This window comes from Halomonas korlensis (assembly GCF_900116705.1).
GTDB lineage: Bacteria > Pseudomonadota > Gammaproteobacteria > Pseudomonadales > Halomonadaceae > Halomonas > Halomonas korlensis.
In genome coordinates this window covers 34,055-59,102 of the sequence record NZ_FPBP01000011.1, presented here as the reverse complement: position 1 = coordinate 59,102, position 25,048 = coordinate 34,055, and the positions used below count along the sequence as shown (strand labels likewise).

The following is a 25,048-nucleotide window of genomic DNA, read 5'->3' as shown; positions in this document are numbered from 1 at the left end:
CGGCCCATGCGACGTATCGCGCTAGGCGCCAGCCCCCCGGTTCGCTGCAGGCTCGAGATGGAATCGCTGTAGGTGGTGCCACCCGATTGAACGTGCTTCAGATCGGAATCCGGAACGCGCCCTTTGCGAGACCAGTCATAAACGGTGGTGACTGCCAGGCCGAGCTGCTTTGCCACCTGCGCAGGACCTCCACAGTCGATGAGCACGTCACGCAGTGTCACTGGGCGAAGGGAAGGTGAGCGGTCACGCTCGTTGACGAGCCGCGGTGGGGTTCGTGCTGGGTTTGACATGCTTCCGGCCTCATACTTGATTACTACGTAAATAATACGTAAATAACGTATATAGGCAAGAATTTTATATATCAGATGAATTACAATTACGCCGATTGCCGTTAAAATGCTGGAATGTTTGTAATACGATACGAAAAATGCCGCGGAGCTAACCGTTGATGTCCGAGCAACAAGCCCCAGAACCTTCCCGGGCGCTGGTGTGGGAGAGGGTCAAGAAAGCGGCCCAGGCATTCCACGACCATCACAAGGAACGTGGGACGTCAAAGCTGATCTCCCATGATTCGGAGCTGTCCCCTCAGTACGTCTCTGACTGGAAGTCGGAGAGGTCGCCGATCCCAATGACCACGCTCGCGAAGCTGGCCTCACTGTATGGTGTTAATATGGGATACCTGGCTGGCTATACAGACGATCCCGAACCTCGGGTGTCAAAAGACGACGCTCAAGATGGCGCGACAATGGTTGAGCTGGTTGAGCTGGCAATAAAAAAGTCCGATCGGCCCGTTGATGCAGGCATGGCGACGACGCTCTGCAGCATTGCTCTCTCGATGCTGAGATCCGGGGAATCCCGGGCCACTATCCTGGGAACCTTGATTTTCGAAGCCGAAAGCCAGTCGGGTCACGACAAGCCACCTTCGAACGGTCGCTGAACAACAAAGCCGCTTTTGCAGGCATGCGCGTCAGCGCTGAATTCGGGTTCTGGAAGCGGATCGGCCAACCCGAGGCAGATACCGGCTGGCCTTCGATTGGCATTCAAGGAAGAGGTTGATGAATATCTGCCTTTTGTGCGGAAAAGGCAGATCGCCTGATAAGCCCTATAGCCTCACCTTCAATGTCCGCATGGATGTTCCGGGCAGAGGAAGAGCCCACCTGGTTAAGGAGCCAATGGAACGCTTGTATGCAGTAATGCTTCTTTATGAAGCCTACGTCCCATGCTTGACGCTATTCTGACCCGCCCACAAGGCGGGTTTTTTGCGCGCACTACAACCTCATCCCAACAATTATGCGTTGCAAATGCAGTTATTAGCATTAGGCATGTAACCACACTTTAGTACTATGTAGACTAACCATACCCCTGAGGGGTGGCCTAATACATCTTTCCATTGTACTGTATAAAAATACAGTCCGTCTCTCAGGTTGGGCGAATGAAAATGAAGCACGCACCGGAATCCCCCAGCGCGACCACGAAAAACGCAGCAGACGAGTACTCCGATAATCGGCCGGCGCCAGCCCAGGTGCTCCATGTTTCCGAGAGCGTGCGACGCGTCTTGGCCAGCCATTACGATGGCGCCAATTACATGAGCAATAACGAATACTCTTAGCAGCAATCACACCCCCGCACTAAAAAACCGGCCCAAGCGCCGGTTTTTTTTGTCTGCATAGGTATGCGTATCACTGGATATTTTACGCATATATACGTATTTTTATATAAAATACGTAAGAGCCCTCCGTGATGCTAACAAAACGCCAAACGCAGATCCTCGAACTCTGCGCCCAAAGGCCACACAGTGGAAAAAACTGCTGTCATCCTAAATTGCTCGGTAGGCGCCGTGCGACGCCAGATTGTTCTCGCCTGCGCCAGGGTCGGGCTGCGAAACGTGACCCGGCTCCGTGTCCACCGCACCCAAGAACAGTTCTGCAAGGAAGCATAACTCATGGCCATTACCACCATCGAGCAGGCTCTTTCCAGCATGGGCGACGAGCTCAAGACCCAGCAGGTCGCCAATCAGGCTCGCGACGCCCTCGACTCCGGTCACTTGTTCGAGATCGTCCTTGCCGTGCGCTCGGCCAAGCAGGGTGTCGTGGTCACCATGGAAACCCGTGAAAGTGTGATCAAAAAGTTCCCGACCTTCATCCGGCTGCAGTGAGAGAATAATGACCACCTTAACCGAACTCTCGACCGTCCATCGTCTGCTGATCTCGCGGATTACCGATCTCGCCATCGATGTCAGCCTCGCCGGGCGGTACCACGCCCATGTCAGCCTCACGCCGAGCTGCTGGGATTTCAGCGTGTGCGTCTGCCCCGCTGACAAGACAGTCACCAGCGCTATCTACGACAAGCAAGTGCACCTCCACAGGCGGGGCACCTCAGAAAGTGCGCCCGCCAACGCCCTGCCCGAGATGATCGCCAAGCTCGAGGACCTGCTGGCAGAGGGGCAATCGTCGTGAGCCTGACTAACGCCCACACCGCATGTTCCCCCATACCTCGCTCATCACCGCGTTGCAGATCCTCGCCCTGGCTGGCGTGGGCTGGGGCCTGGTCTGGGCCACCGGCACCGGCCGCCAGGTAGAGCAAGCCGCCCTTGAGGACTACTGCCACGCTGTGGTGTTGTGGCAAGCCGAGGCGGCCCGGGACATCGCGCCCCAGGTGCGCACCGGCCATCCGGACTGGAAAAAGATCGCCGCCGTCAATTGTCAGAGGTTGCGACCGGCAGGCAGTCGTCATGGAATCCTTGATAACTCTACGAACAGCAACTCTTGATGTTCCTGCGCACGCGGGATGTGTGCAAGAAATCGGGCGTGAGCGCACCACACTTTTCGACCTGATGGAGAACGGCCCGGCCTTTCCTCGGCCGAGGAAGGATGGCACATCCCGCCAGGCGCCGAACTACTGGCTGGAACATGAGGTCGACGAATGGATGCGGACCTGGTGGGAAAGAGCGAAGACGCTCTGACCGCCCTGCCCGGCGATCCCTACCCGATGTTACGCCCATCAGATATGCTGGGCGTATCGTTAAACAGGGTGAGCGGTGGCCAGTCGGCAGCAGCATGTATGGCCTCGTGTATGGGTCAGCTGATTATCCGATTCAGAACGAGGAAATACGGGGCGCTTCGATTCCTTCACCCGCTCAAGCAGCCTTTTAACCTTTTGATCTTAAAAAGATTTCCCGCCTTTCATGGGTTTAGGTGCTACAGGAAATGGCTACAGAAGTGGCTACACTTGATCTCCGCTCCAGTGATACCCTCATCTTATCGACCACCATGCGATTGGGGGAGTCATCTCTGAATGACCGTCAAGGCGTTGGTCCTGTCGATTTCCTCATGTGGCGGGAAGTGCAGACACACATGGATTCGAACTGCATGTGATCCATCGACTTGGTGGGGGCTTGAGTGTCTGATTCCGTGTGAACGCTACAGCGACAGCGAAACGGGAATCCTGCCAATGGTCTCCCAACTATACGACCACCCAGGCTATTTTGTGGCGAATATCCGAGATGGTATTGATGTATATAGAGCAGCGCGATTACCCACGGTGCCCCTGGAGCTGGACCCATGGCTGGTCAAGAGATCGACTTTTCGATACCCATGATGAGGCGTCCTCGCCGAGCGGCTGTGGGGAATGAACGACACGTACGGACACCCATCCCCCAAGCTTGAGCATCAGGAACCGAGCGGAGCGGTGAGCTTCTACCGAACTCCGAGGCTCCGTCTAGGGTTACAGCACTGGGTCATGCTTAGCATCCGCCCACCGATCCATGTACAGCCCTTCCGAGTTCCAGGCTACCTGTCCGATTATCGGTACGCGGATGAAGACATCGCCTAACACCAGCCTAACGATGAGGCTACACAAACGTATTTCGATTCCCCTGCGTTCCAGTTTCAGCCACATTGCTGCATCTCCTGGTCTGTATATTTTTGGTTTTTTTGTGGGCTTGTCTTGCCACACAGTTAGGATTCTACACATAACAGCATGAAGAATTTCAGGTAATCGAACTAGCAGATTAAAACACCGATCTTAAAATTAGAGCTTAAAGATACACCGCTGACATAAAGACAGGCTCAACATGGCCCTGCCCTTCTCATTGTCTCAGCGTCTCCTTCCTATCCACTCCTTGATTAACCAACCGATGCCCGCTTATCGGCCCGCTGAACGGTGCTGATCCCACAACCGATGATGTCCGCTGTCTTGCGAACGCTGAAGCCCTGAGCCCTCAGCTCGACAATGCGCCGATGCTTCTGCTCGTCCACTGGTCGGCCTTTATAGCGGCCCTGTTCCTTCGCCTTGGTGATGCCCTCAGCCTGACGCCTTCTCCTGTCCTCATAATCCTTCCGAGCGACAGCCGCCAGCATGTCCAGCAACATGGCGTTGACAGCATCGATCATGCGCCCTGTGAAGTCATCATTGGCATTGACGGTCAAGGCTGTATGGCTGGTGGGAAGGTCTAGGGAGACGACCCGAAGACCAGCGCTCTGGATGGCTCCCTTGAGCCTGTCCCAATCGCCTTTCGTCAGTCGGGTCAGACGGTCGACCTGCTCGACAAGGAGAATGTCTCCCGGCTGTGAGTCATCGATGAGTCGCGCTAGTTCTGTCCGGTTGACGTTGGTCCCGCTGGCGTTCTCGATGTACCACGATGCGATCCTAGCGCCTTTCTCTTCCGTGAAGGATATCAGCGACTCACAGGCACGACTGGCGTTCTGGTCATCGGTGGATGCTCGGAGAAAAGTACGTATGAAGTCGTTCTTGGCACTACATGATGAACATCCGCATATGTTCATCCGGATGTATTCACAACGGGTGTACTCGATAGGATTTTCAATCGTGACATATGAACACGGCAATCCAGGCCTTAAGGCCGTGCTCCCAGTAGTACGTCCATGTGAAGCTATAATAGGTAGGATCAAGGTGCGGGAGAAAATGAGAATTATTTACATGTTTATTGTGTATTGGTAAAATAGTTTTACAGTTATTTCAATAACTTAAACAGGGACAGAGGGAAGGAATTTATCTCAAATTAGTTCTATCCGAGGGCCTGTAAAGAAGCCAACCTTTAACCAAGGTATTAGTAATTTAGTGATGCCATGTGTCTCCAAATGATTTAATCTGCCTTAGCAATTGCTCAAAAAATAAGCGACATACATCCAGGGAACAAGGGATTAAACATGAACACCCGCAGGGTATTATTCATCGCTCTTATGTCGCTGGCTGTGACTGGCTGTGCAAGCCGCGCAAGCTCAGTGGCCCCAGCATCTGTATCCGCCGTAGAATATTCAGGAATGTCTTGTGGAGATACTCGCGCCCAACTGTTTGATGCGCGCGAGCGTAGTAACGTACTCACAAGGAAGCAGAACAACGCGGCAACAGCGGATGCCGCCTCAGTCTTTCTCTTCTTGTTGCCTCTGGGCTCAGTGTTCGGGGCTGATGTTTCCGGTGAGCTTGCCCAAACCAAGGGAGAAGTCGGGGCACTGGAGCGCGCCAGCACCATCAACTGTAGAAGAGAGGCAGTTGCAATGGGTGCAAGCTGAACTGACTGATCACGTGCATTCACTCACCTGAATTCATCCCACACACTCCTGGGGCTTGCTGCTGCTCCAGGGGTGAAGTACCTCCAAGGACTCTAGACTCATAGACAACACCTAGCTACGATGGTCAGCTACAGGGCTAGGGAATGGCTAGAATAATAGCTTCAGTTGGTTACCGCTCAATCGCAACCAGTTGATTTTATAGACAATGTGATGGAGACAGCTGATGCCCTTCACCCGCTCCATGCCAGGCCGCTCTCTTACCTGACTGAACTCTTGTCTTCGAGGCACGCCTGCCGCCCCCGTAGGCTTCAACGCCGAACCGAGCCGTGGGTGACGAAATGACCCTATACCTCCTCGTTTTTCTGGTCTGCCTGCTGCTGTTCGGCAGTGTCATGGCCGTACTCCTGCTTTCCGGGACCCCTCGCTATCGCACTGAGCCCCAGCAACTGATCGACCTGTTCGATAAGGCATTGAAAAGCCATGTCGGTGAAAGCGAGTGGAATGCCATCATCGATTATCCGATTCGGCACGACGATTACCTGGATGGCATACGGCGCCGTGCGCGACGCCTCATGGAGGAGCACGGCCGCCACTGGCGACTCGCCCAAGGCCGCCCCTTGCTGGATGAAGCCGGCCAGGAGGAACTGCGCGCCCTGCGCGAGCATCTCGTCCGTCACACCGACCTGAGAGATCATCGCCGCCAGAAAGGATGAGCCATCCACATCCACCACGCATGCGCTAGAATCGAAACTTCATACCGCAAGGGTGGAAGCTATCATGCCAAGCGTTATACGCAAGATACCTCTCGATACCGCTACCCACCATCATGCTCACGACTACCATCAGATCGTGATCGGCTTGCGAGGTCAGGCAGAGTTCGAGATCGAGGGGCTCGGAGGTGAGATTTCGGCGCTCTCGGGGTGTATCGTTCCGGCCAATCATGTGCATTATTACGCAGGGATGGGCAACAACCAGCAACTGATACTCGACCTACCCGCTCAGGCTCCGGCCTTGACCGGCTTTCAGCACGAGCTTTCCCACCTCTTCGATGCCCCGCGCTTTTTCACCCTGGACGACCCGCTGAGGCGCTATCTCGACTTCCTGCTGCACGAGCTTTCCTCCTTGGCCATGCGTACTGATAACCATCAGAGTGACCGCCTAGCGGCCACGCTGCTCGGTTGCCTGCATGCTCGGTTGACCAATGGCGCTGAACCCAGCCAGCGCCAGCGCCTGGACTTGCAGCGTCTCGATTGCTACATCGAACATCACCTGTCGGACCGGCTCAGCGTTGGCGACCTGGCCCGCCAGGCGTGTCTCAGCGAAGCCCATTTCCGCCGCCGGTTTCGCGAACAAGTGGGCATCAGCCCCTGGCAATACGTCCGTCGCAAGCGCATCGAGGCAGCACGCCATCTACTCGACGACAGTCGTCTACCGCTGACCGAAATTGCGGCCCTCACCGGTTTTTCCAATCAGAGCGCCCTCTCGCGCGCGTGCCGCGACACCTTCGGCCATTCGCCCAGCCGCCTGCGGCGCACCGTGCAGCGTGAGGGGTCGCAGGTGGCACAGGCTCTGGCCAGCCCCCCGTTGTCGTCTTGATAACCTGATGCGCCTCAGCGCAATAACAGTAACTTAGACAAACGTCTAACGCCTCGAGGTCATCGGCAGCAGTTGGCGTGAAATCGACAAGAATCGCCGCGGAATCGACAAGCAGAGCATCTGCTGGGCTCCTACAGTCAAAAGTGATGCCGTGATGACCGGCTACTTACCTTCGCCCCTCCAGCGGCGATGCCTTGCCTGACGATTCGACCTGGGACCCTTCATGCTCGATTCCAACAATATGCTGAATGCCACTATGTGGCAGAAGGATTTGGATTCGCTGTTCAACCGCATCAGCGAACATTACATCGTCGACGAAGAAACCTTCGTCGACGATATGATCGACACCCTGAATGCCGATCCACAGGATTTTCAGCGCATCGCCGCCAAGACGGCCGAACTGGTGCGTGAAGTCCGCGGCATGGATACCGCCGTCGATACCATCGACGAGCTGCTTCAGCAATACAGTCTCGATACGCATGAGGGGCTGATGCTGATGTGCCTGGCCGAAGCCATGCTGCGCATTCCCGACAAGTCCACCGCCGATGCCCTGATCGAGGACAAGCTGGGGCCGGCCGACTGGAATGCCCACCTCGGCAAGAGCGAGTCATGGATGGTCAATGCCTCGACCTGGGGCCTGCTGATGACCGGCCGAGTGGTCAGCCTGGACAAGCCTCGCGACGGCAAGCCGAGCCACTTCATCAACAAGCTGGTCAACCGCATGGGCGAGCCGGTGATCCGCCGCGCCATGTATGAAGCCATGAAGATCATGGGCAAGCAGTTCGTGCTCGGCCGCGATATCGACGAGGCGCTCAAGCGCTCCCGTTCCCTGTTCGATAAGGGCTATACCTATTCCTACGACATGCTCGGCGAGGCGGCCCGGACTCGTCGCGATGCCGAACGCTACTTCAAGGATTACGCCCGCGCCATCGAGCAGGTCGGCAAGACCAGCAAGGCACTGTCGGCGAAGACACCGTCCCCCTCGATCTCCATCAAGCTTTCGGCCCTGCACCCGCGTTACGAATTCGGCCGTCGCGACCAGGTATTAAGAGAACTCGTCGGCACCGTGCGCGAATTGGCCGCCATGGCGCGGGACCGCAATGTCGCGGTGACCATCGATGCCGAGGAAGTCGACCGCCTCGAGCTGTCGCTGGAAGTGTTTCGCGCCGTCTACGAGAGCGAGACGTGCCGCGGCTGGGGCCACTTCGGCCTGGTGGTTCAGGCCTATGCCAAGCGGGCACTGCCGGTCCTGCATTACATCAACCGCCTGGCGGACCAGCAGGGTGACGAGATTCCCCTGCGCCTGGTCAAGGGCGCCTACTGGGACACCGAGATCAAGGAAGCCCAGCAGCTCGGCATCGATGGCTATCCGGTGTTCACGCGTAAGGCGAGCACTGACGTCAATTACCTGGTCTGTGCACGTTTACTGCTTTCAGCGCAGACACGAGAGCGCATCTTTCCGCAGTTCGCCACACACAACGCCCATACCATCAGCGCCATTCTCGAACAGGCCAACGAAGCCTCGCGCCCGTTCGAGTTCCAGCGCCTGCACGGCATGGGCGAAGCCCTCTACGACGCCGCTCTCAAGCGCGCCCCCAAGGGTACCTACTGCCGCATCTATGCCCCGGTCGGCGCCCATAAGGACCTGCTGCCCTACCTGGTGCGCCGCTTGCTGGAAAACGGCGCCAACTCCTCTTTCGTGCACCAGCTGGTTGACCCCAAGGTGCCGGTGGAATCGCTGTGCGAGCATCCGGTACAAACCCTTGGGCATTACCAACAGATTGCCAATCCACGCATCCCTATGCCGGCCGACATCTACGGCCCCAAGCGGCGCAACTCTCGAGGGGTAAACCTCAATATCCGCAGTCAGTATCAGCCGCTGATGGATGCCATGGCCAAGCACATGGAGACGACCTACCAGGCAGGCCCGCTGCTCGCCTTCAAGGTCGACAGAGACCCCAGCAATACTCACGAGGTCAACTCCCCGTTCGATCGGCGCAAGACAGTGGGCACCGTGCAGTGGACTACCAAGGACCAGACCGCCAAGGCACTGGATGCTGCCTGGGCCGCCTTCCCGCGCTGGGATGACACCCCGGTCGCCGAACGCGCCGCGATCGTTCGCCGATTCGCCGACCTGATGGAAGCCAACCTGGCCGAATTGATGGCGCTGTGTTCCCGCGAGGGGGGCAAGTTGCTCACCGACGGCGTCGACGAGATCCGCGAGGCGGTGGATTTCTGTCGTTACTACGCCATGCGTGCCGAGGAGCTCTTCGCCGAGCCGACCGTGCTGCCCGGTCCGACCGGCGAATCCAACGAATTGATGCTCTCCGGCAAGGGCGTGTTCGCCGCCATCAGTCCCTGGAACTTCCCGGTGGCCATTTTCTGCGGCCAGATGGTGGCTGCCGCCGTGTCCGGCAATACCGTGCTCGCCAAACCCGCCGAGCAGACCTCGATCGTGGCGCATCGCGTCATCGAATTGCTTCACGAAGCCGGCATGCCCCGCGATGTAGTGCAGCTGCTGCCGGGTGATGGCCCCACGGTGGGCAGCGTGCTGACCTCTGACCCTCGGGTGACCGGTGTGGTGTTCACTGGCGGCACCGACACTGCGCAGATCATCAACCGTGCCCTGACGGCGCGGGAGAACGCGCCGTTACCGACGTTGATCGCCGAGACCGGCGGTATGAACGCCTTGATTGTCGATTCCACCGCGCTTCCCGAGCAGGTGGTGGCTGATGTCATCAGTTCGTCGTTCCAGAGTGCGGGGCAGCGCTGTTCAGCATTGCGCGTGCTTTACCTGCAAGAGGACGTGGCGGACCGCGTGATCGAGATTCTCGACGGCGCCATGGATGAGCTGCGCGTGGGGGACCCCCGCGACCTGGGCACCGATGTCGGCCCGGTGATCGACGAGGAGGCCCGCAAAGGACTGATGGCCCACATCGAGACGCTCAAGAAAGAAGGCCGACTGGTCGCCGAGACCCACCTCGATCCCGCCCATACCAGCGAGGGCACCTTCGTTGCGCCCATGGCGTTTCGCATCGATGGCATCGCGTCGCTGGAGCGCGAGCAGTTCGGCCCGGTACTGCATATCGTTCGCTACAAGGCCAGCGAGATCGACAAGGTGATCGAGTCGATCAATGCCCGTGGCTATGGGCTCACCTTCGGCGTGCACAGCCGCAACGAATCCTTTGCCGAACAGATCGCCAGAAAGATTCGCGTCGGCAACGTCTACATCAACCGCAACATCATCGGCGCCGTCGTCGGCGTGCAACCCTTTGGCGGCCAAGGTCTCTCAGGCACCGGCCCCAAGGCCGGCGGCCCGCACTATTTGCTGCGCTTCGCCAATGAAAAGACCATCACCATCAACACCGCCGCGCTGGGCGGAAACGCGTCACTGTTGTCACTTGGCAGTGAAGAGGTTTGAATGAAAATTTGCTTTTGAAGCAGTAAGGAACAGAAACTGAACGGCAGGAGGTGATCATTGAGATAGGAAGGCTGGCGTCACAGGCGGTAGCGCCTTGGTACGTGAACAGAAAACGAAGTTAACAAATGAAGCGGGGCGCTACCGGATTCAACCGGTAAACGCGCCAACCTGTCGGAGCTAGCTCCGTCCTGACGTACTGGAGAAGTTTTATGGCTATTGGTGTCTGGATCAGTCTGTTTGCGTATTTTGCGCTCATGATCGCCATCGGCTTTTATGCGATGCGCAAGGCAACGTCTTCGTCTGAAGATTACATGCTGGGTGGTCGAGGATTGAGTCCGCAAGTGGCGGCCCTGTCGGCCGGCGCTTCAGACATGAGCGGCTGGTTGCTGTTGGGCTTGCCAGGGGCAATGTTCGTCTCTGGTCTGGGCTCGGCCTGGATCGGCATCGGTCTGCTCGTGGGGGCGTTCTTCAACTGGGTCCTTGTGGCGCCTCGTCTTCGTGAACAGACGGTTCACTATGGTAACGCGATTACCATTCCGGCCTTCCTGGCAAACCGGTTCCCGACTCAGGCAATGTCGCTGAGAACGGTATCCGCCATCGTCATCGTGATCTTCTTCGCGGTCTACACGGCCTCTGGCCTAGTGGCAGGCGGCAAGCTGTTCGAAAGCGCGTTTTCCGGCATCTTCAACATCGGTGGCATGAGCGACTACGCCGTCGGCATCATCATCACCCTGGGCGTGGTGCTGGCCTATACCGTTGTCGGTGGCTTCCTGGCCGTGAGCATGACGGACTTCGTGCAAGGCTGCATCATGATGCTGGCACTGGTGATCATGCCGGCGGTGGTGCTCTTTGGAGAAGGCGGTGGTGGTTTCAGCCAGGCGTCACAGACCCTCAACGAAGTCGACCCTACGCTACTATCGTGGACGGAGGGACTGACCTTTATCGGCTGGCTGTCTGCGGTGACGTGGGGGCTGGGGTATTTCGGGCAGCCGCACATTATCGTGCGCTTCATGGCCATCCGGACGCTGAAGGAAGTTCCTGTTGCCCGTAACATCGGCATGAGCTGGATGCTCATCTCGCTGATCGGCGCAATTTCTCTGGGTGTGTTCGGCCGGGCCTATGCGATCCGTAATGGCATGGATGTCGAGGATCCGGAAACCATCTTCATCATCCTGGCGGAGCTGCTCTTCCATCCGCTGATCACTGGCTTCCTCTATGCGGCACTGCTCGCTGCTATCATGAGCACCATTTCCAGCCAGCTGCTGGTGTCATCTTCCTCGCTGACCGAGGACTTCTATCGTCTGTTTCTGCGTAAAGAGGCAACGGACAAGGAGTGCGTGAGCGTCGGCCGCGTCTGTGTCGTACTGGTTGGCCTGGTGGCAGCCGTCATCGCATCTGATCCGGACTCTCAGGTTCTGGCGCTGGTCAGTAATGCCTGGGCAGGCTTCGGTGCGGCGTTTGGCCCGCTGATCATCCTGTCGCTGATGTGGTCGCGCACGAACGGCGCTGGCGCCATCGCGGGCATGGTAGTGGGTGCCGCCACTGTCATGATCTGGATTTCACTGGGCTGGAACGCGGAGTTCATGGGTGGTCCCGGCGTCTACGAGATCATTCCTGGCTTCATCGCTTCGTTCATTGCCATCATGGTGGTGAGCAGCGTAACTGCCGATGCTGGTGAGTATCAACATATCACCCGGTAACCAATCACTTACCACGCTTCGAGTAATGAAAGGGGCCCCTGAAGGGGCCCTTTTTGCTGCCTGCTAATTATACGCCTCACCGAATCTGTAGGGAGGCCACCATCAACCTACTGACCTCGACGAGGCCTTCTAGTGGGGGCATCTGTTGCATGCCTCGTCCGGCAGCTAATCCTGAGCGAGCATCCCGACGAGCAGGGCCTGGAACTGGCGGCGCTGCTCAGGCCATGAAGCAGGCTTGGCTCAGATCACCAAGGCGCGAATTACCAGCGTCAGCGCAAAGACCACCAGGGCCAGTCGGCTCCACAGCGGGGAGACGGCTCGCCTGAGCCAGCGACCGCGTACCTTCACTCCCATGCCGTGGGTAAAGGCGGCCCCCAGGGCCCAGACTCCCAAGCCGATGAGCGGCAACCTCAGCGGCAAGGACAAGCCTCGCAGCAGTGTCGGTTCGAGTAGTAGCCAGATAGCCAGGCCGGCTGCGACCAGCATCACTAACAAGGCAATACCGGGCTGCTGCTGGCGTGTCTCGATGATCATGTCCGCTCTCCTCATTGCTTGCCCTCCATTCAAGTCGATTTTACGGGATGACGCGAGACGGCCTTCAGGGGAATATTTAAAAATACGACAATTCTTATACAGAAAAACTTCACTTCAGTTTTTCCAAACTCCTAATTTTCCTATAGTCATTGTATATCATGGGGCTTACACCCATAATAAATTTTTACAAGACATTTTCAAACAGTGTTTCTATAGTAATCTTGTATAAGTATTGAAGAACATGGCATGACGACCTCGTCGCGCCCCGGAACAAGAGGATCGAAGGATGAATACTGTCAAATTACTCTCGGCCGTCGCCATTACCGCGGGCTGCGTCGCCGCAAGCCAGGCTGTCATAGCCTACAGCGCTGGCGATGTGTTCGTTCGTGGTGGCGTCGCCAAGTCCGAGGTCACTTCGGACAATGGTAGTGTGGATGTTGCCGGTGATCTCGATGTCAGTGACGAGCGCGGCCTGACCTACGGAGTCGGCATGCTGTTTCACGACAAGGTCGGCATCGAACTGTCTGGTCAGGAGAAAGTGGAGCATAACCTCAGTGGAGCCAATACTGGTCCTCTGGGCAGCGTAGATCGTCTTCCCTTCAATCTGATGGTCAATTACTACCCCATGGGAGGAATGGAATCCAAGGTGCAGCCCTACGTCGGCGCAGGTCTTAACTACACGCGCTTTACCGGAGAAACACTTTCGGGACTCGACGTCGACCACAGCTATGGCGCCGTTGGCCAGTTGGGTATCGATCTTGCGGTGACGCATAACTTCATGCTCAACGGCTTCGTCAACTACGCCGATGTCGACCCCGATGTCTCCCTTTCGGGAGCGGGCGACTTGGGCAAAGCCAAGATCGACCCGATGACCCTCGGCGGAGGCGTCACCTTCCGCTTCTGATCGCTACTCACCAAAAACGCACCGACAACGAGGCCCGCCGAATGGCGGGCCTTAATGCGTTGCGCTAACTCGTTGCGCCAGGAGAAAAACGTTAGCGAGGCGTAAGTCGTGAGAGCCCAAGGGCCGTTAGTGCGACCTCCTCGAGCCCACTCACGGCCTCCACGCCGGCGAGTCGGGCATGATAGGCGCGGCTCAGGTAGGGCTCGCCGGCCAGCAGGTGGTCAAGATACTCTCTTGCCGGACGCAGCGCCGTCGCGGTGGTGCCGGGCGTGGCAATATAGACCCAGGCCTCGATATCGCCTTCGCGGGTGGAGACCGCCAGCCGATGCCGCTGATAATCGTCAGGATAGCCTTCGAAGGGATCCATCATCTGGATCTGCTCGGGACGTTCCAGTTCGAAAAGCGCGCCCTCGACACGCTCGCCGACGACAGCGGCCACGTTGGCATGGGCGATACCTGCGACTTTCGACGCCTTGTCGAAGCGCAGGCTGTAATCGTGCAGCACTCCTGCCATTACTCGGCGGGTCGCCCCGATACGCGCCGCGACCCGCGCAGGATTCATGTTACTGCCATAAGCAAAGTACCAGGGCATGGCGACCTCAGTTATCGGTGACCAGGCGGTCGATCTTCTCGACCGCCTGGCGCATCAGCAGTCGCTGGACGCTGCTGGCGCCTTCCTGCATCAAGTAGGCTTCCACCGCAGGCGCCACATCGCATTTGGCCGGCATGGCGGCCTCAGCCTGCACGAGCGCTTCCAGGCGCACGATAAAGACGAAGCGCAGCCACTGGGGCAGTGCCATGGTGTCGATACAGAATGGCTGAAGACTGGTAAAGGCGTGTTCTGGCGGACGCTCCATCCGCCAGAGGTTGTTGGCTTTCATGGTGGCTTCGAGCTCGCGCAGGGCGGCGTCGAGTTCATCGTGCACGGTCATGGAACGAGTCTCTTTCCCGAAAATGCCCCATTATCCCTGCTTGAGGCCGTGGCTGGCCAGCCGTGGCGTCATGTCGCGTCAAGCGAGACCTGATTGGCCAGCACCTTACGCAGGAAATCGCGGGTACGCGGGTCCTGAGGGTCACCGAACAGCCGCGAAGGCGGCCCCTGCTCGACGATGCGGCCGCCCTCCATGAAGATAACGCGATCCGCCACGTCGCGTGCGAACCCCATCTCGTGGGTCACCACTAGCATGGTCTGACGCTCCTGGGCCAGCTGCTTCATCAGCGCCAGCACTTCCTCGACCCACTCGGGGTCGAGCGAGGAGGTCGGCTCGTCGAAGAGGATCACTTCGGCCTGAGCGGCCATGGCGCGCCCGATCCCCACGCGCTGTTGCTGGCCGCCCGACAGCGAGGCGGGATAAGCATCGGCCTTGTCGGTCAGCCCGATGCGCTCGAGGATCTCCCGGGCCCGTGCATGAGCCTTCTCCTTCGGCCAGCGATTGACGACGATCAATCCCTCGGCGATGTTCTCGAGCGCCGTCTTGTTGGCAAATAGCGCATAGTTCTGGAACACGAAGGCCGTACGCCGCCTGGCCTCGAGAATATCGGCACGACTGGCCTTGGTGACATCCACCGCCAGGTCGCCGATGGTCAGATAGCCGGCGTCGGGTCGCTCGAGGAAATTCAGGCAGCGCAACAGCGTCGACTTGCCGGTCCCCGACGGGCCAATCACCACGATGATTTCGCCCTGCTCGATGGCAAGATCGATGCCATCGAGCACCGCGACGCCACCGAAGCGCTTGACGAGTCCCTGCACCTTGATCATCGGCGATATGCCTCGTTGAGCCGGGTTTCCAGGCGCCGCTGGAACCAGGCCAACAGCTCGACAATGACCCAGTAGAAGATCGCCACGGTAATAAAGGCCTCGAAATAGAGGAAACTACCGGCGGCCTCCTTCTGGGTGGCCCCCATCAGTTCGGTGACACCCAAGGTGAAGGCCAGCGACGTCGCCTTGATCATGTCGATGAAATAATTCATCAGAGTGGGCACTGCCACGCGCGTGGCCTGGGGCAGGACGACGCGCCGCATCAGCTGGCCGTTGGTCATGCCGATGGACAGGGCAGCCTCCGTCTGGCTGCGATCGACACCGACGATGGCGGCCCGAATCGATTCTGCCATGTAAGCTGAGAAGTGCAGCGTCAGCCCCATGATCGTCGCAGTGATGCCGTTGATCTGCGTCAGGAAGGCCAACAACTGCGGCAAGCCATAGTAGAACAGGAACAGCTGGACCAGCAGTGGCGTACCGCGAAAGAACGAGATGAACAGTAGCGTGGCCGCGTTCAGCCCGGGAATGCGTAACACGCGGATCACCGCCAGGCCGCACGCCAGCACAAGGGCCAGTGCCATGCCCATGGCCGCCATCTGCAGGGTCAGGGGCAGATAGCGCAGCAGGATAGGCACCAGCCCTAGCATGTAGTCGAAATCGAGAACGCGCATCGGGGCGTCTCAGCTCCTAGGGCTGGGTGATATCGGTGCCGAACCAACGCTCGGAAATGGCCTGGAGCTCGCCTGACTCGCGCAGGGCATCAAGTGCCGCGTCGACACGGTCGCGCAAGTCCCGCCCGGACTCGGTATCCCGGAACGGCAGAGCATTGCGGATCTCGGAGAACGGCTGACCGGCCAGGGCCAGCGGCAACGGCTTCTCCTGAATCACCTGGCTGGCACTCACGCGATCCATGACGAAGGCATCGACCCGTCCCAGCGCGGTGTCCTGCTCGATATTGCTTTCGTAGGTACGGATGTCAATCTCGTCAGCGTAGGGCAACTCGCGCAGCAGTTGCTCATAGTTGGAACCCAGGTTAACGGCCACGGTCTTGCCCCTGAGGTCCTCGACACCCTGGATCTCTTCGTTGCCTTCTCTGACCACCACTTGCGCGCCGTCGTAGACGTAGGGGTCGGTGAAGGCATACTTGGCCGAGCGCTCCTTGGTAATGGTGATCTGGTTGGCGATGGTATCGATTCGGCCGGACTCGAGCATGCCAAACAGGCCCGAGAAGTTGGCGGTGACGAACTCGACATCGCCTCCCATTTCCTCGGCAATAGCTTCCATGACGTCGACCTCAAAGCCTTTCAAGCTATCCTGCTCGACGAAGGTAAAGGGAAAATAGCCGCCGGACATGCCGACCCTGATCGGCTCCTCCTGTGCCTGGGCAAGCCCCCCGAAGGTGAGAGCGCCGACAGAGGCGATGGTCATGACCATGTAACGCAGCATGGGTTTACTCCTGATTTACGGGGTGCTCTAGAAGAAACCAACAGTTTCTTCGGGGTTCATGGATAAATACTCTAGGTAGTAACCAGTTGAGTTGCCAATAGCCGTTGGTTATGAGTCGAGATGTTGCGTATGGCTCTATACTCGTGCACAGAAACCCTGCACGTCCCTGTGGATAATCGTTGGAAAATCGTCGCTTCGCCAGATAACACGGGTGTTTGCGCCTATCGATCACTTTCTGATCAGCGTCGAGGCGACACTCACTGTCGGTACCTGCTGACAGTCCGTGATCGTCGCGGTAGAGTGCACGGTTCGAGTCCGGGAGACAGTATGCAACCCATCCACAGCCTTCATGATTTTTTTGTCCGCAGCGGCGCCGAGGTGTGGCTTTACCATCTGGGTCGGCGAGTCGAGCCCTGCGCACTGGAAACCTTGGCGGCCTTCGAGGCCGGGGAAATGCCCTGGCCCGAGCCGTGGCAGAACGAGGCGCGCCTGGGCCTGGTGTTTCGCCTGGGCGACGTGCGCGACCCGCTGATCTGGTTTCTCGCGCTACCGCTCGACGAGCAGGGCCAGCTTGTCGCGGCCCCGCGGGACGGTTTCGTCCAACGCCTGCTCGAGACGCTTGGTCGCAGCGTGTCGGCCGTCGGCCGCGAGGACCGTAATGAAGTGGGTAACCTGATGCAGGATAACCCCCTGGCCTTCACGCCCTCGCTGCCGTTTCGCGCGGTGATGCATGCACGGGCCAATCGGGATATGGGCCAAGCGGCCAGCGAGCATCTGGAGCCTGTAGAAGCCTACCTCAGCGGACAGCAGGCGGTAGACTGGCGCGCGCTGGGCTTGCAGGGGCTGGCCGATTTCGCAGTGCGTCACGACGCGACGCAGGCGCGCGACCTCGCCGCACGACTGGCGAACCTTCCCGAGGACGTGCTGACCCCGCTGTGCTATTGCCTGGAACATGTGGTCATCGACGATGCACTGGCGCTGGCCTTGCGCGAACGCGGCGAACAGGCCGCCGCAAGCGGGGACATCGAGACCTTCTGTGCTTGCGTGCGCGCCATCGGTGGCGCCGATCGCAAGATCGCCGGCGCCTGGTTCGACGACCTGCTCGACGACCCGAACGCCTGCGGGCCCGATCTGCTCGCCGCCATTGCCGGGCGCGGCTGGCCGCATCTGGAACATGCCGAGCGCCTGCCGCGCTTTCTGGCACGCCTGGCCGAGCGTCACGACACGGATTTCATGAGCGTGGCCCGCGATCTCGCGGTGATTCCACGGCTGCGTCTGCCACTGCTCATGACCCTGCGCGAGGCGGCCCCAGACACAGCCATCGGCCGCCGGCTGGCCGGTCTTGGCACGGCTCGCAACCAGGCGCTCGACAAACACTGATTGCCTGCGCGCCAGCTGCACCTCGAATCGGTTTACATCGCCAGACTTCCCCAGCACACATTCCCGTGACACCTTTTCGGAGAATACGATGAAGGAACTGCCATACCAGGCCAGGGCGGTCATCGGCCGTCGCGAAATGGTGACCTTGCCTGAGCTTGGCATCACGCTCTGTGCAAAGTCCGATACTGGCGCGCGAACCTCGGCGCTGCATGCCGAGGACATCGAATCCTTCGAAGAAGACGATCGCCTATGGGTCAGCTTCACCACGCGTAGTGGCGGGCCACACACGCCCCCGCACGTGTTTAAGCTGCATCTGCACGACCGGCGCCAGGTTCGCAGCTCCAACGGCCAGGCAGAGTGGCGTTACGTGATTCGAACGCCCATGCGCCTGGGCGCCCTGGAATTTCCGCTGGAACTCAGCCTTACCGACCGGCGCGACATGCGCCACCCCATGCTGCTCGGCCGCCGTGCCCTGCGCCGCCTGCTGGTGGCTCCCGGTGCTGCCTTCCTGCATGGCGAACCCTGACGCTTCTTGGCCATCGACCCGGAGTTCCGCATGCATATCGCACTGCTGTCGCGCAACCGCAATCTCTATTCGACTCGCCGACTGGCCGAGGCGGCTGAACAACGTGGTCACACCGCCCGGGTGGTCGACACCCTGCGCTGTTATATGAGCATCGCCTCGCACCACCCCTCGATCCACTACAAGGGCAAGGAGATCGAGCATTTCGATGCGGTGATACCGCGCATCGGCTCGTCGGTCACCTTCTATGGCTGCGCCGTACTGCGCCAGTTCGAGATGATGAATACCTACGTGATCAACGACTCGGTAGCCATCACTCGCTCGCGCGACAAGCTGCGTTCACTACAACTGCTGTCGCGCAAGGGGTTGGGCCTGCCGGTCACCGGATTCGCTCACTCACCGGACGACATCCCCGATCTCATCACCATGGTTCGCGGCGCGCCGCTGGTGATCAAGTTGCTGGAAGGCACCCAAGGCATCGGCGTGGTACTGGCCGAGACTAACCAGGCCGCCGAGAGCGTTATCCAGGCGTTCATGGGCCTGAAGGCCAACATTATGGTCCAGGAGTACATCAAGGAGGCACGCGGGGCCGACATTCGCTGCCTGGTGGTCGGTGACAAGGTGGTGGCATCGATGAAACGCCAGGCCGCCGATGGCGAGTTTCGCTCCAACCTTCATCGTGGCGGAACCGCCAGTGTGATCCGCATCACCCCTGAAGAGCGTTCCACGGCGATTCGCGCCGCCAAGGCCATGGGGTTGCGTGTTGCCGGGGTCGACCTGTTGCGCTCCAATCACGGTCCGGTGATCATGGAAGTGAACTCTTCGCCGGGATTACAAGGGATCGAGACCGCGACTGGCCGGGATATCGCCGGCTTGATCATCGAGCATATCGAGAAGAACGCCATTGCTCCGCGCAAGACACCCACCAAGCCGAACGGTTGATATAGGTTTTAGGTAACGAGCAGAGGAAAATGGCACAAATTTATCCGGCTCAGGGGTAGCAAAACACCGTTCACCCACGCACAATCTGCGTCACCGGAGGAGGTGACCATCCATGTTTCTCGACAATCGCCAAGTGGCGATGGACAGCGCTCTCGAAGCCTTGGCCGACAGCATCGATTATTTTCAGGACAATCTGGAACGCCTGAAGCCGACGCTGCGCGACACCCTGAAGCCGCACTACGAGCAACGGGCGAATTCATTGCAGGCGTTGCAGGAACTCTCGCGCACGCATCTCGATCTCTTGCCGCGCGATGCCGATGTTGAGCGTGACGATTACCTGTGGCTGTGGAGCCGTCTGAAAAGCTTCGTCGGCAACGAAAGCCAGGTAGTCATCGGTGAACTCCTCGAGCAGGAACGCGTGCTGATGCAGGCGCTATCGACGCTGTTCACTCACCCTCTCCCCGACCCTCTCGAGCCGGTGATAGAAGAGTGCTGGAAAGGCTGTCGTTCGCTGATCCGTGAGCTTTACGCATTGCAAAAGCAGAAGCACTGACCCCCAGTTCTCTCCGATTTTCGCTGGCTTGCCATGAGGCCTGCCAACGGCGCGGAAAGATCTTGAGCGGCTCCTGGGGCCCCAGAAAATAAGGCTCCCTCCCCCACAGATAAAGATCCCCCAGCGTCGCCACCCGTGCCAGCCATTCACGCGCCTTGATGCGCCAGAGCCCGCTAACCGGATCTCCGGGCACGGCAGCACAACCGCTGACCTCGAGCCCCAGCGCCTTACCGATGAACAGCGCGCGTGGCAGATGCCAGGTCTGAGTAATCAGCAAGGCGCGCTCAACGCCGAACACATCCCGCGCACGCGCCAGCGTATCGAACGTGCTGAATCCCGCGTAATCGAGCGTCATGTCCACATCACGCACCTGCCGATCGCGAAGGTCGCGCCACATGGTGATCGGTTCGTTGTAGTAGCGGGTACTGTTGTCACCGGAAAGCAGCAGATGATGGACCCGACCGCTGTGCACCAAGTGCGCGGCGGCCACCATGCGACTCTCGAAATAGGGGTTGCGCATACCGCTGCGGGTCCAGTGAGAGGTACCGAACACGATGCCGACCCGTTCCCGGCTACACATCGGCAGTTCCTGCTCGATCAGTCCCCGGGTGCTGCCCAGTACCCACAGGTTCGCCCCCACCAGCACCAACCCCAGCAGCAGCATCAGGGCGCCCAGCGACATCAGCAAACTCTTGAAGACTTTCCACCACAGCGCATGCATCGGGAGTTCCGGGGCCAGGCGACAACAAGAAGCGCTAGAACATACCCAGTGCCAATTTTGCCTCGTCGCTCATCATCTCACGGCTCCAGGGCGGGTCGAAGACAATCTCGGTGTGGACCTTACTGATCTGTGGAGCGCCGAGAATCTTGTTGCGGGCATCAGCGGCAATCACATCGCCCATCCCGCAGCCGGGAGCGGTCAGGGTCATGCGGATGGTGACCATCCGTTCGCCACTGATCAGCCGTTCGATTCGGCAGCCATAAACCAGCCCCAGATCCACGATATTGACCGGAATCTCGGGGTCGAAACAGGTGCGCAGCTGGTCCCAGACGAACTGCTCGATTTCATCTTCGGTAGCGTCTTCGGGCAGGGTGGGCCTGGGTAGCGCCTCGAGGCCTAGTGCGTCGAGCTGGGAACCCTCGATCAGGTAGAGTCGGCCCTCGAATCCCACGCTCACCGAGCTGCCCTTGGCCTGCATCACGCTGACGCTGCTGTCCTCCGGCAGGGTCACGGTCTTGCCGAAGGGAATGGAGATGGCCTCGACATCGCGCTGGAGCGGCAGGGTCTGCCCCCGCACGAGGCCAGTTAACTGCTCGATATCACTCATGGGCCTCCTTAGCGCACCATGCCGATGACCCGTTCCAGAGATTCGACGAAGACGTCGACCTCCTCCAGGGTGTTGTAGGCGGCAAACGACGCACGACAGGTCGCATCCACGCCGAAATGCGCAAGCAACGGTTGGGCACAATGATGGCCGGTGCGAATCGCCACGCCGAGCTGATCGATCAGCAGGCCGATATCCTGGGCATGAGCTCCTTCGACGACAAACGACAGCACCCCCGCCTTGTCCGGCGCCGTCCCCAGCAGGCGCAGGCCATCGATGCGCGATACCTGCGTCGTGGCATGCGCCAGCAGCCTGGCTTCCCAGGCCGCGATGGCGTCCAGACCGACCCCTTGCACCCATTCGAGTGCCCTGCCCAGGGCAATCACCTCGGCAATCGCCGGCGTGCCCGCCTCGAACTTGTGCGGTATGCCGGCAAAGGTGGTGGGCGACTCGAAGGATACCGTCTTGATCATCTCGCCACCGCCCTGCCAGGGCGGCATGGCCTCGAGCAGAGATGCCTTGCCATACAGCACGCCGGCACCGGTCGGCCCATAGACCTTGTGGCCAGAGAACGCATAGAAATCGGCATCGATCGCGACCACGTCCACCGGCTGGTGCGGCGTGGCCTGGGCGCCGTCGATCAGGATTCGTGCGCCGTGCTCGTGAGCCACCGCTGCCATCTCACGCACCGGGTTGATGGTGCCGAAGGCGTTGGACACATGATTTACCGCTACCAGACGGGTGCGCTCGGTGAAAAGCGCGTGGTAGGCCTCGAGGTCCAGCACACCGCGCGAGTCGACCGGGATCACCTTGAGGGTGAACCCGAGCTCGGCTGCCAGCAATTGCCAGGGCACGATATTGGAATGATGCTCGAGGCGTGACACCAGCACTTCGTCGCCGGGCTTGAGGTTGGCGCGCCCCCAACTGTTGGCGACCAGGTTGATCGCCTCGGTGGTACCGCGCGTAAAGATGATCTCGCGGGTCTCACGAGCACCGAGAAAGGCGCGCACCGTTTCACGGCTGCCTTCGAAGGCCGCCGTGGCCTCATCGGATAAAGTGTGCAGGCCGCGGTGAATATTGGCGTTGTAGCGACCGAAATAGTCACTGAACACCTCGGTCACCTGTCTCGGTGTCTGACTAGTCGCCGCATTGTCGAGATACACCAGCGGCTTGCCGTGCACCTCGCGCGCGAGGATCGGAAAATCCGCACGCACGGCAGCCACATCCAGTGCCGGAATCTCGAGAGGACGTCGGGTGGCCAGATCGGTCATGGCTGCTTCCTCATGTCGTGGCTCACGCGCTCATCCTTCGCCAAGCGCGACGGCGGTTTCTACCAGGCCGGCCAGATTGAAGCGCTCGGGCAGCTTGCCGGCCACGGCCAGCTCGACACGCTCGGATACGGCGTCCAGCGTCACCTGCTCCAGCACCTCGCCGGCAAAGGCCAGGGTCAGCAGACCCCGCGCGGTCTGCTCATCGATGCCGCGGGTGCGCAGGGCGAAGATCGCCTCCTCGTCGAGCTGTCCCGTGGTCGTGCCGTGAGAGCACTTCACATCATCGGCGTAGATCTCGAGCTCGGGCTTGGCATCGATGTGCGCGCGGTCAGAGAGCAGCAGGTTGGCATTGCTCTGGAAACCTTCGATCTGCTGGCTGTCGCGCTTGACCACGACCTTGCCGTTGAACACGCCATGGGCACGGTCATCGAGAATGCCCTTGTAGTTCTCGTTGGAGAAGGTACGCGGCGCGTTGTGGTTGGCCAGGGTGTGGTTATCCACGTGCTGGCGGCCTTGACCGTAGAAGAGGCCGTTGAAAGTGGCCTCGGCCCCTTGGCCATTGAGTTCGGTCACCAGGTCGTTGCGCACCAGGCCGCCACCCAGGTTCAGGTTGAAGGAGGTGAAGCGGCTGTCGCGGCCCTGCTCGACGTGGATGCTGGCCACATGCAGGTCGGAAAGCGGCGCTTCCTGCAGCTTGTAGTGCGTCAAGATGGCGCCGCGGTCGAGCAGGATCTCCTCCACCAGGTTGGTGAAGTTGGCCGCGGCGGCCTCCCCGATATGATGCTCAATCAGCGTGGCTTCGCTGCGACTGCCGGCCTCGACAAGAATGCGCGGATGGCTCATCACCGGGGCGTCGTTGGCACGAGACAGGAATTGCACGATGATCGGCTTTTCCACCACGGTGCCGGCGGCCAGACGCAACACGGCGCCCTCTTCCATGAAAGCGGTATTGAGGGCCGAAAAGGGCGAGAACTCAACGCCGGTCAGCCGACCCAGGGGACCGCCTACAGCTTCGTGGTTCTCTTCCAGCGCCTGGGAGAGCGGCAGCAGCTGCACGCCCTGGGGCAGGTCATCCAGCTGTGACAGCGAGGCCGAAAACACGCCATCGACGAAGGTCAGGCGGTGCGCCGCCACCGGCAGGGTCAACGCCGCTGCCGTGGCGGGCGAAAACTCGGCATCGCTCGTCAACTGGAAATCACCGCTGGCGATGGCGCGCACATCGGTGTATTTCCATGCCTCGACACGGCGATTGGGGAAACCCAGCGCCTCGAAGCGTGCAGCCCCGGCCTGGCGCCGTGCGGCGATCCAGGTGGGCTCGGGCCCTTGCGAGGCAGTGCGCTGGGCGTTGCGCTCGGTAAGGCGATCGAGAAAGCGTTGCACATCACTCATGCGGCAGATTCCTCCAGCAGCCAGTCGTAACCACGGGCTTCAAGTTCATGCGCCAGTTGGGCGTCGCCACTCTTGACGATACGGCCATCAACCAGTACGTGGACCTTGTCCGGCACCACGAAGTCGAGCAGACGCTGGTAGTGCGTCACCAGCAGGATGCCGCGATCCTCGGCGCGCAGGGAGTTGATCCCCTCGGCCACGATTCGCATGGCATCGATGTCGAGACCGGAGTCGATCTCATCGAGCATGGCAAGCTTGGGCTGCAGGACCAGCATCTGCAGGATCTCGTTGCGCTTCTTTTCGCCGCCGGAAAACCCTTGGTTGACGGCGCGCTGCAGGAAGCTTCCATCCATCCTCATGAAGGCCAGTTGGTCCTTGATCAGCTTCATGAACTCGGGCGCGGCGATCTCTGCCTCACCGCGAGCCTCGCGTTGCGCATTGAGCGCGGCCTTCAGCAGGTAGATATTCTTCACCCCCGGGATCTCCACCGGGTACTGGAAGCCCAGCAGCAGGCCCGCCCGGGCGCGCTCCTCGATTTCCATCTCGAGCACATCCTGACCCTCGAAGGTGATGGACCCCTGTGTCACCTCATAACCGTCCTTGCCGGCGATGACCGCGGAGAGGGTCGACTTGCCGGCCCCGTTGGGGCCCATCAGGGCATGGACTTCTCCCGCCTTGATGGTAAGGCTGAGCCCCTTGAGGATCTCGGAACCCTCGACCGTGACGTGCAGATCCTTGACTTCGAGCATGTTGATCACCTTGATTCGATTCACG

At 59.6% G+C, this 25,048-nt stretch carries 25 protein-coding genes; 13 read left to right on the top strand and 12 right to left on the bottom strand.

The genetic code is table 11. The annotated features are described in order from the left end of the window. The first annotated feature begins 448 nt into the window (after positions 1-448). From BM341_RS14385 to BM341_RS14370, 4 genes are all read left to right on the top strand, one after another. The gene (locus tag BM341_RS14385) at positions 449-937 is read left to right on the top strand and encodes a helix-turn-helix domain-containing protein (RefSeq protein WP_089796763.1); all 489 of its coding nucleotides are present in this window, start codon (positions 449-451) and stop codon (positions 935-937) included. Positions 938-1,942: 1,005 nt separating this feature from the next. Then, complete coding sequence (locus BM341_RS14380) at positions 1,943-2,155, top strand: hypothetical protein (protein ID WP_089796762.1); 213 nt, start codon at positions 1,943-1,945, stop codon at positions 2,153-2,155. A gap of 7 nt (positions 2,156-2,162) precedes the next feature. Beyond that, positions 2,163-2,456 carry a hypothetical protein gene (locus tag BM341_RS14375; RefSeq protein ID WP_089796761.1) on the top strand — a complete coding sequence of 98 codons (294 nt, stop codon included), beginning with the start codon at positions 2,163-2,165 and terminating at the stop codon, positions 2,454-2,456. Positions 2,457-2,478: 22 nt separating this feature from the next. Beyond that, the gene (locus tag BM341_RS14370; protein WP_089796760.1) at positions 2,479-2,769 is read left to right on the top strand and encodes a hypothetical protein; all 291 of its coding nucleotides are present in this window, start codon (positions 2,479-2,481) and stop codon (positions 2,767-2,769) included. 1,355 nt (positions 2,770-4,124) lie between these two features. On the opposite strand, the gene BM341_RS14365 is transcribed toward BM341_RS14370, so the two are convergent. Beyond that, a complete protein-coding gene (locus BM341_RS14365; RefSeq protein WP_089796759.1) occupies positions 4,125-4,784 on the bottom strand; it encodes a recombinase family protein in 660 nt (219 codons plus the stop codon). 1,085 nt (positions 4,785-5,869) lie between these two features. Here BM341_RS14365 and BM341_RS14360 point away from each other — a divergent pair. From BM341_RS14360 to putP, 4 genes are all read left to right on the top strand, one after another. Further along, a complete protein-coding gene (locus BM341_RS14360) occupies positions 5,870-6,244 on the top strand; it encodes a hypothetical protein (RefSeq protein WP_089796758.1) in 375 nt (124 codons plus the stop codon). Between the two features lie 64 nt (positions 6,245-6,308). Continuing rightward, the gene (locus BM341_RS14355) at positions 6,309-7,127 is read left to right on the top strand and encodes an AraC family transcriptional regulator (RefSeq protein WP_089796757.1); all 819 of its coding nucleotides are present in this window, start codon (positions 6,309-6,311) and stop codon (positions 7,125-7,127) included. A gap of 223 nt (positions 7,128-7,350) precedes the next feature. Beyond that, the gene (gene putA, locus BM341_RS14350; RefSeq protein ID WP_089796756.1) at positions 7,351-10,548 is read left to right on the top strand and encodes a bifunctional proline dehydrogenase/L-glutamate gamma-semialdehyde dehydrogenase PutA; all 3,198 of its coding nucleotides are present in this window, start codon (positions 7,351-7,353) and stop codon (positions 10,546-10,548) included. Positions 10,549-10,757: 209 nt separating this feature from the next. Next, positions 10,758-12,248: a sodium/proline symporter PutP gene (gene putP / locus BM341_RS14345; RefSeq protein ID WP_089796755.1), complete on the top strand. Its 1,491-nt coding sequence runs from the start codon at positions 10,758-10,760 to the stop codon at positions 12,246-12,248. A gap of 240 nt (positions 12,249-12,488) precedes the next feature. Here the strand turns inward: putP and BM341_RS14340 are convergent, their stop codons facing one another. Beyond that, positions 12,489-12,782 (bottom strand): hypothetical protein, encoded by a 294-nt coding sequence (locus BM341_RS14340; protein ID WP_089796754.1) that lies wholly within the window; start codon positions 12,780-12,782, stop codon positions 12,489-12,491. Between the two features lie 286 nt (positions 12,783-13,068). Here BM341_RS14340 and BM341_RS14335 point away from each other — a divergent pair, with 286 nt between their 5' ends. Then, positions 13,069-13,686 carry an OmpW/AlkL family protein gene (locus tag BM341_RS14335; protein WP_089796753.1) on the top strand — a complete coding sequence of 206 codons (618 nt, stop codon included), beginning with the start codon at positions 13,069-13,071 and terminating at the stop codon, positions 13,684-13,686. Between the two features lie 91 nt (positions 13,687-13,777). Here BM341_RS14335 and BM341_RS14330 read toward each other — a convergent pair whose 3' ends face one another. From BM341_RS14330 to BM341_RS14310, 5 genes are all read right to left on the bottom strand, one after another. Further along, positions 13,778-14,278, bottom strand: coding sequence for a gamma-glutamylcyclotransferase family protein (locus BM341_RS14330; RefSeq protein WP_089796752.1), 501 nt, complete (start codon positions 14,276-14,278; stop codon positions 13,778-13,780). 7 nt (positions 14,279-14,285) lie between these two features. Then, complete coding sequence (locus tag BM341_RS14325) at positions 14,286-14,618, bottom strand: YqcC family protein (protein WP_089796751.1); 333 nt, start codon at positions 14,616-14,618, stop codon at positions 14,286-14,288. Between the two features lie 68 nt (positions 14,619-14,686). Further along, positions 14,687-15,445: an amino acid ABC transporter ATP-binding protein gene (locus BM341_RS14320; protein WP_089796750.1), complete on the bottom strand. Its 759-nt coding sequence runs from the start codon at positions 15,443-15,445 to the stop codon at positions 14,687-14,689. Further along, a complete protein-coding gene (locus tag BM341_RS14315; RefSeq protein WP_089796749.1) occupies positions 15,442-16,116 on the bottom strand; it encodes an amino acid ABC transporter permease in 675 nt (224 codons plus the stop codon). Before BM341_RS14315 ends, BM341_RS14320 begins: the two co-directional genes overlap by 4 nt. Positions 16,117-16,132: 16 nt before the next feature. Next, positions 16,133-16,891 (bottom strand): amino acid ABC transporter substrate-binding protein, encoded by a 759-nt coding sequence (locus tag BM341_RS14310; RefSeq protein ID WP_089796748.1) that lies wholly within the window; start codon positions 16,889-16,891, stop codon positions 16,133-16,135. A gap of 327 nt (positions 16,892-17,218) precedes the next feature. On the opposite strand from BM341_RS14310, the gene BM341_RS14305 reads away from it, so the two are divergent. The 4 genes from BM341_RS14305 to BM341_RS14290 all read left to right on the top strand — a co-directional run bounded on the left by BM341_RS14305 (position 17,219) and on the right by BM341_RS14290 (position 20,289). After that, the gene (locus tag BM341_RS14305; protein ID WP_089796747.1) at positions 17,219-18,271 is read left to right on the top strand and encodes a DUF3549 family protein; all 1,053 of its coding nucleotides are present in this window, start codon (positions 17,219-17,221) and stop codon (positions 18,269-18,271) included. 88 nt (positions 18,272-18,359) lie between these two features. Further along, entirely contained in the window at positions 18,360-18,797 is a 438-nt protein-coding gene (locus BM341_RS14300) for an ATP-dependent zinc protease family protein (RefSeq protein ID WP_089796746.1), read from the top strand. 30 nt (positions 18,798-18,827) lie between these two features. Continuing rightward, positions 18,828-19,736, top strand: a complete 909-nt coding sequence (gene rimK, locus BM341_RS14295) for a 30S ribosomal protein S6--L-glutamate ligase (RefSeq protein ID WP_089796745.1) — start codon at positions 18,828-18,830, stop codon at positions 19,734-19,736. A gap of 112 nt (positions 19,737-19,848) precedes the next feature. Then, positions 19,849-20,289, top strand: coding sequence for a hypothetical protein (locus tag BM341_RS14290; protein ID WP_089796744.1), 441 nt, complete (start codon positions 19,849-19,851; stop codon positions 20,287-20,289). Here the strand turns inward: BM341_RS14290 and BM341_RS14285 are convergent. Genes BM341_RS14285 through sufC form a run of 5 tightly spaced genes read right to left on the bottom strand, consistent with a single transcriptional unit; the run spans position 20,183 to position 25,023 of the window. Continuing rightward, entirely contained in the window at positions 20,183-21,010 is an 828-nt protein-coding gene (locus tag BM341_RS14285; protein WP_089796743.1) for a SanA/YdcF family protein, read from the bottom strand. The two genes, BM341_RS14290 and BM341_RS14285, sit on opposite strands and share 107 nt — an antisense overlap. A gap of 34 nt (positions 21,011-21,044) precedes the next feature. Continuing rightward, a complete protein-coding gene (gene sufT, locus BM341_RS14280) occupies positions 21,045-21,617 on the bottom strand; it encodes a putative Fe-S cluster assembly protein SufT (protein ID WP_089796742.1) in 573 nt (190 codons plus the stop codon). 8 nt (positions 21,618-21,625) lie between these two features. After that, a complete protein-coding gene (locus tag BM341_RS14275; protein ID WP_089796741.1) occupies positions 21,626-22,885 on the bottom strand; it encodes a cysteine desulfurase in 1,260 nt (419 codons plus the stop codon). Between the two features lie 30 nt (positions 22,886-22,915). Next, positions 22,916-24,274: a Fe-S cluster assembly protein SufD gene (sufD, locus tag BM341_RS14270; RefSeq protein ID WP_089796740.1), complete on the bottom strand. Its 1,359-nt coding sequence runs from the start codon at positions 24,272-24,274 to the stop codon at positions 22,916-22,918. Beyond that, positions 24,271-25,023, bottom strand: a complete 753-nt coding sequence (gene sufC / locus BM341_RS14265; protein ID WP_089796850.1) for a Fe-S cluster assembly ATPase SufC — start codon at positions 25,021-25,023, stop codon at positions 24,271-24,273. Before sufC ends, sufD begins: the two co-directional genes overlap by 4 nt. Positions 25,024-25,048 lie beyond the last annotated feature (25 nt).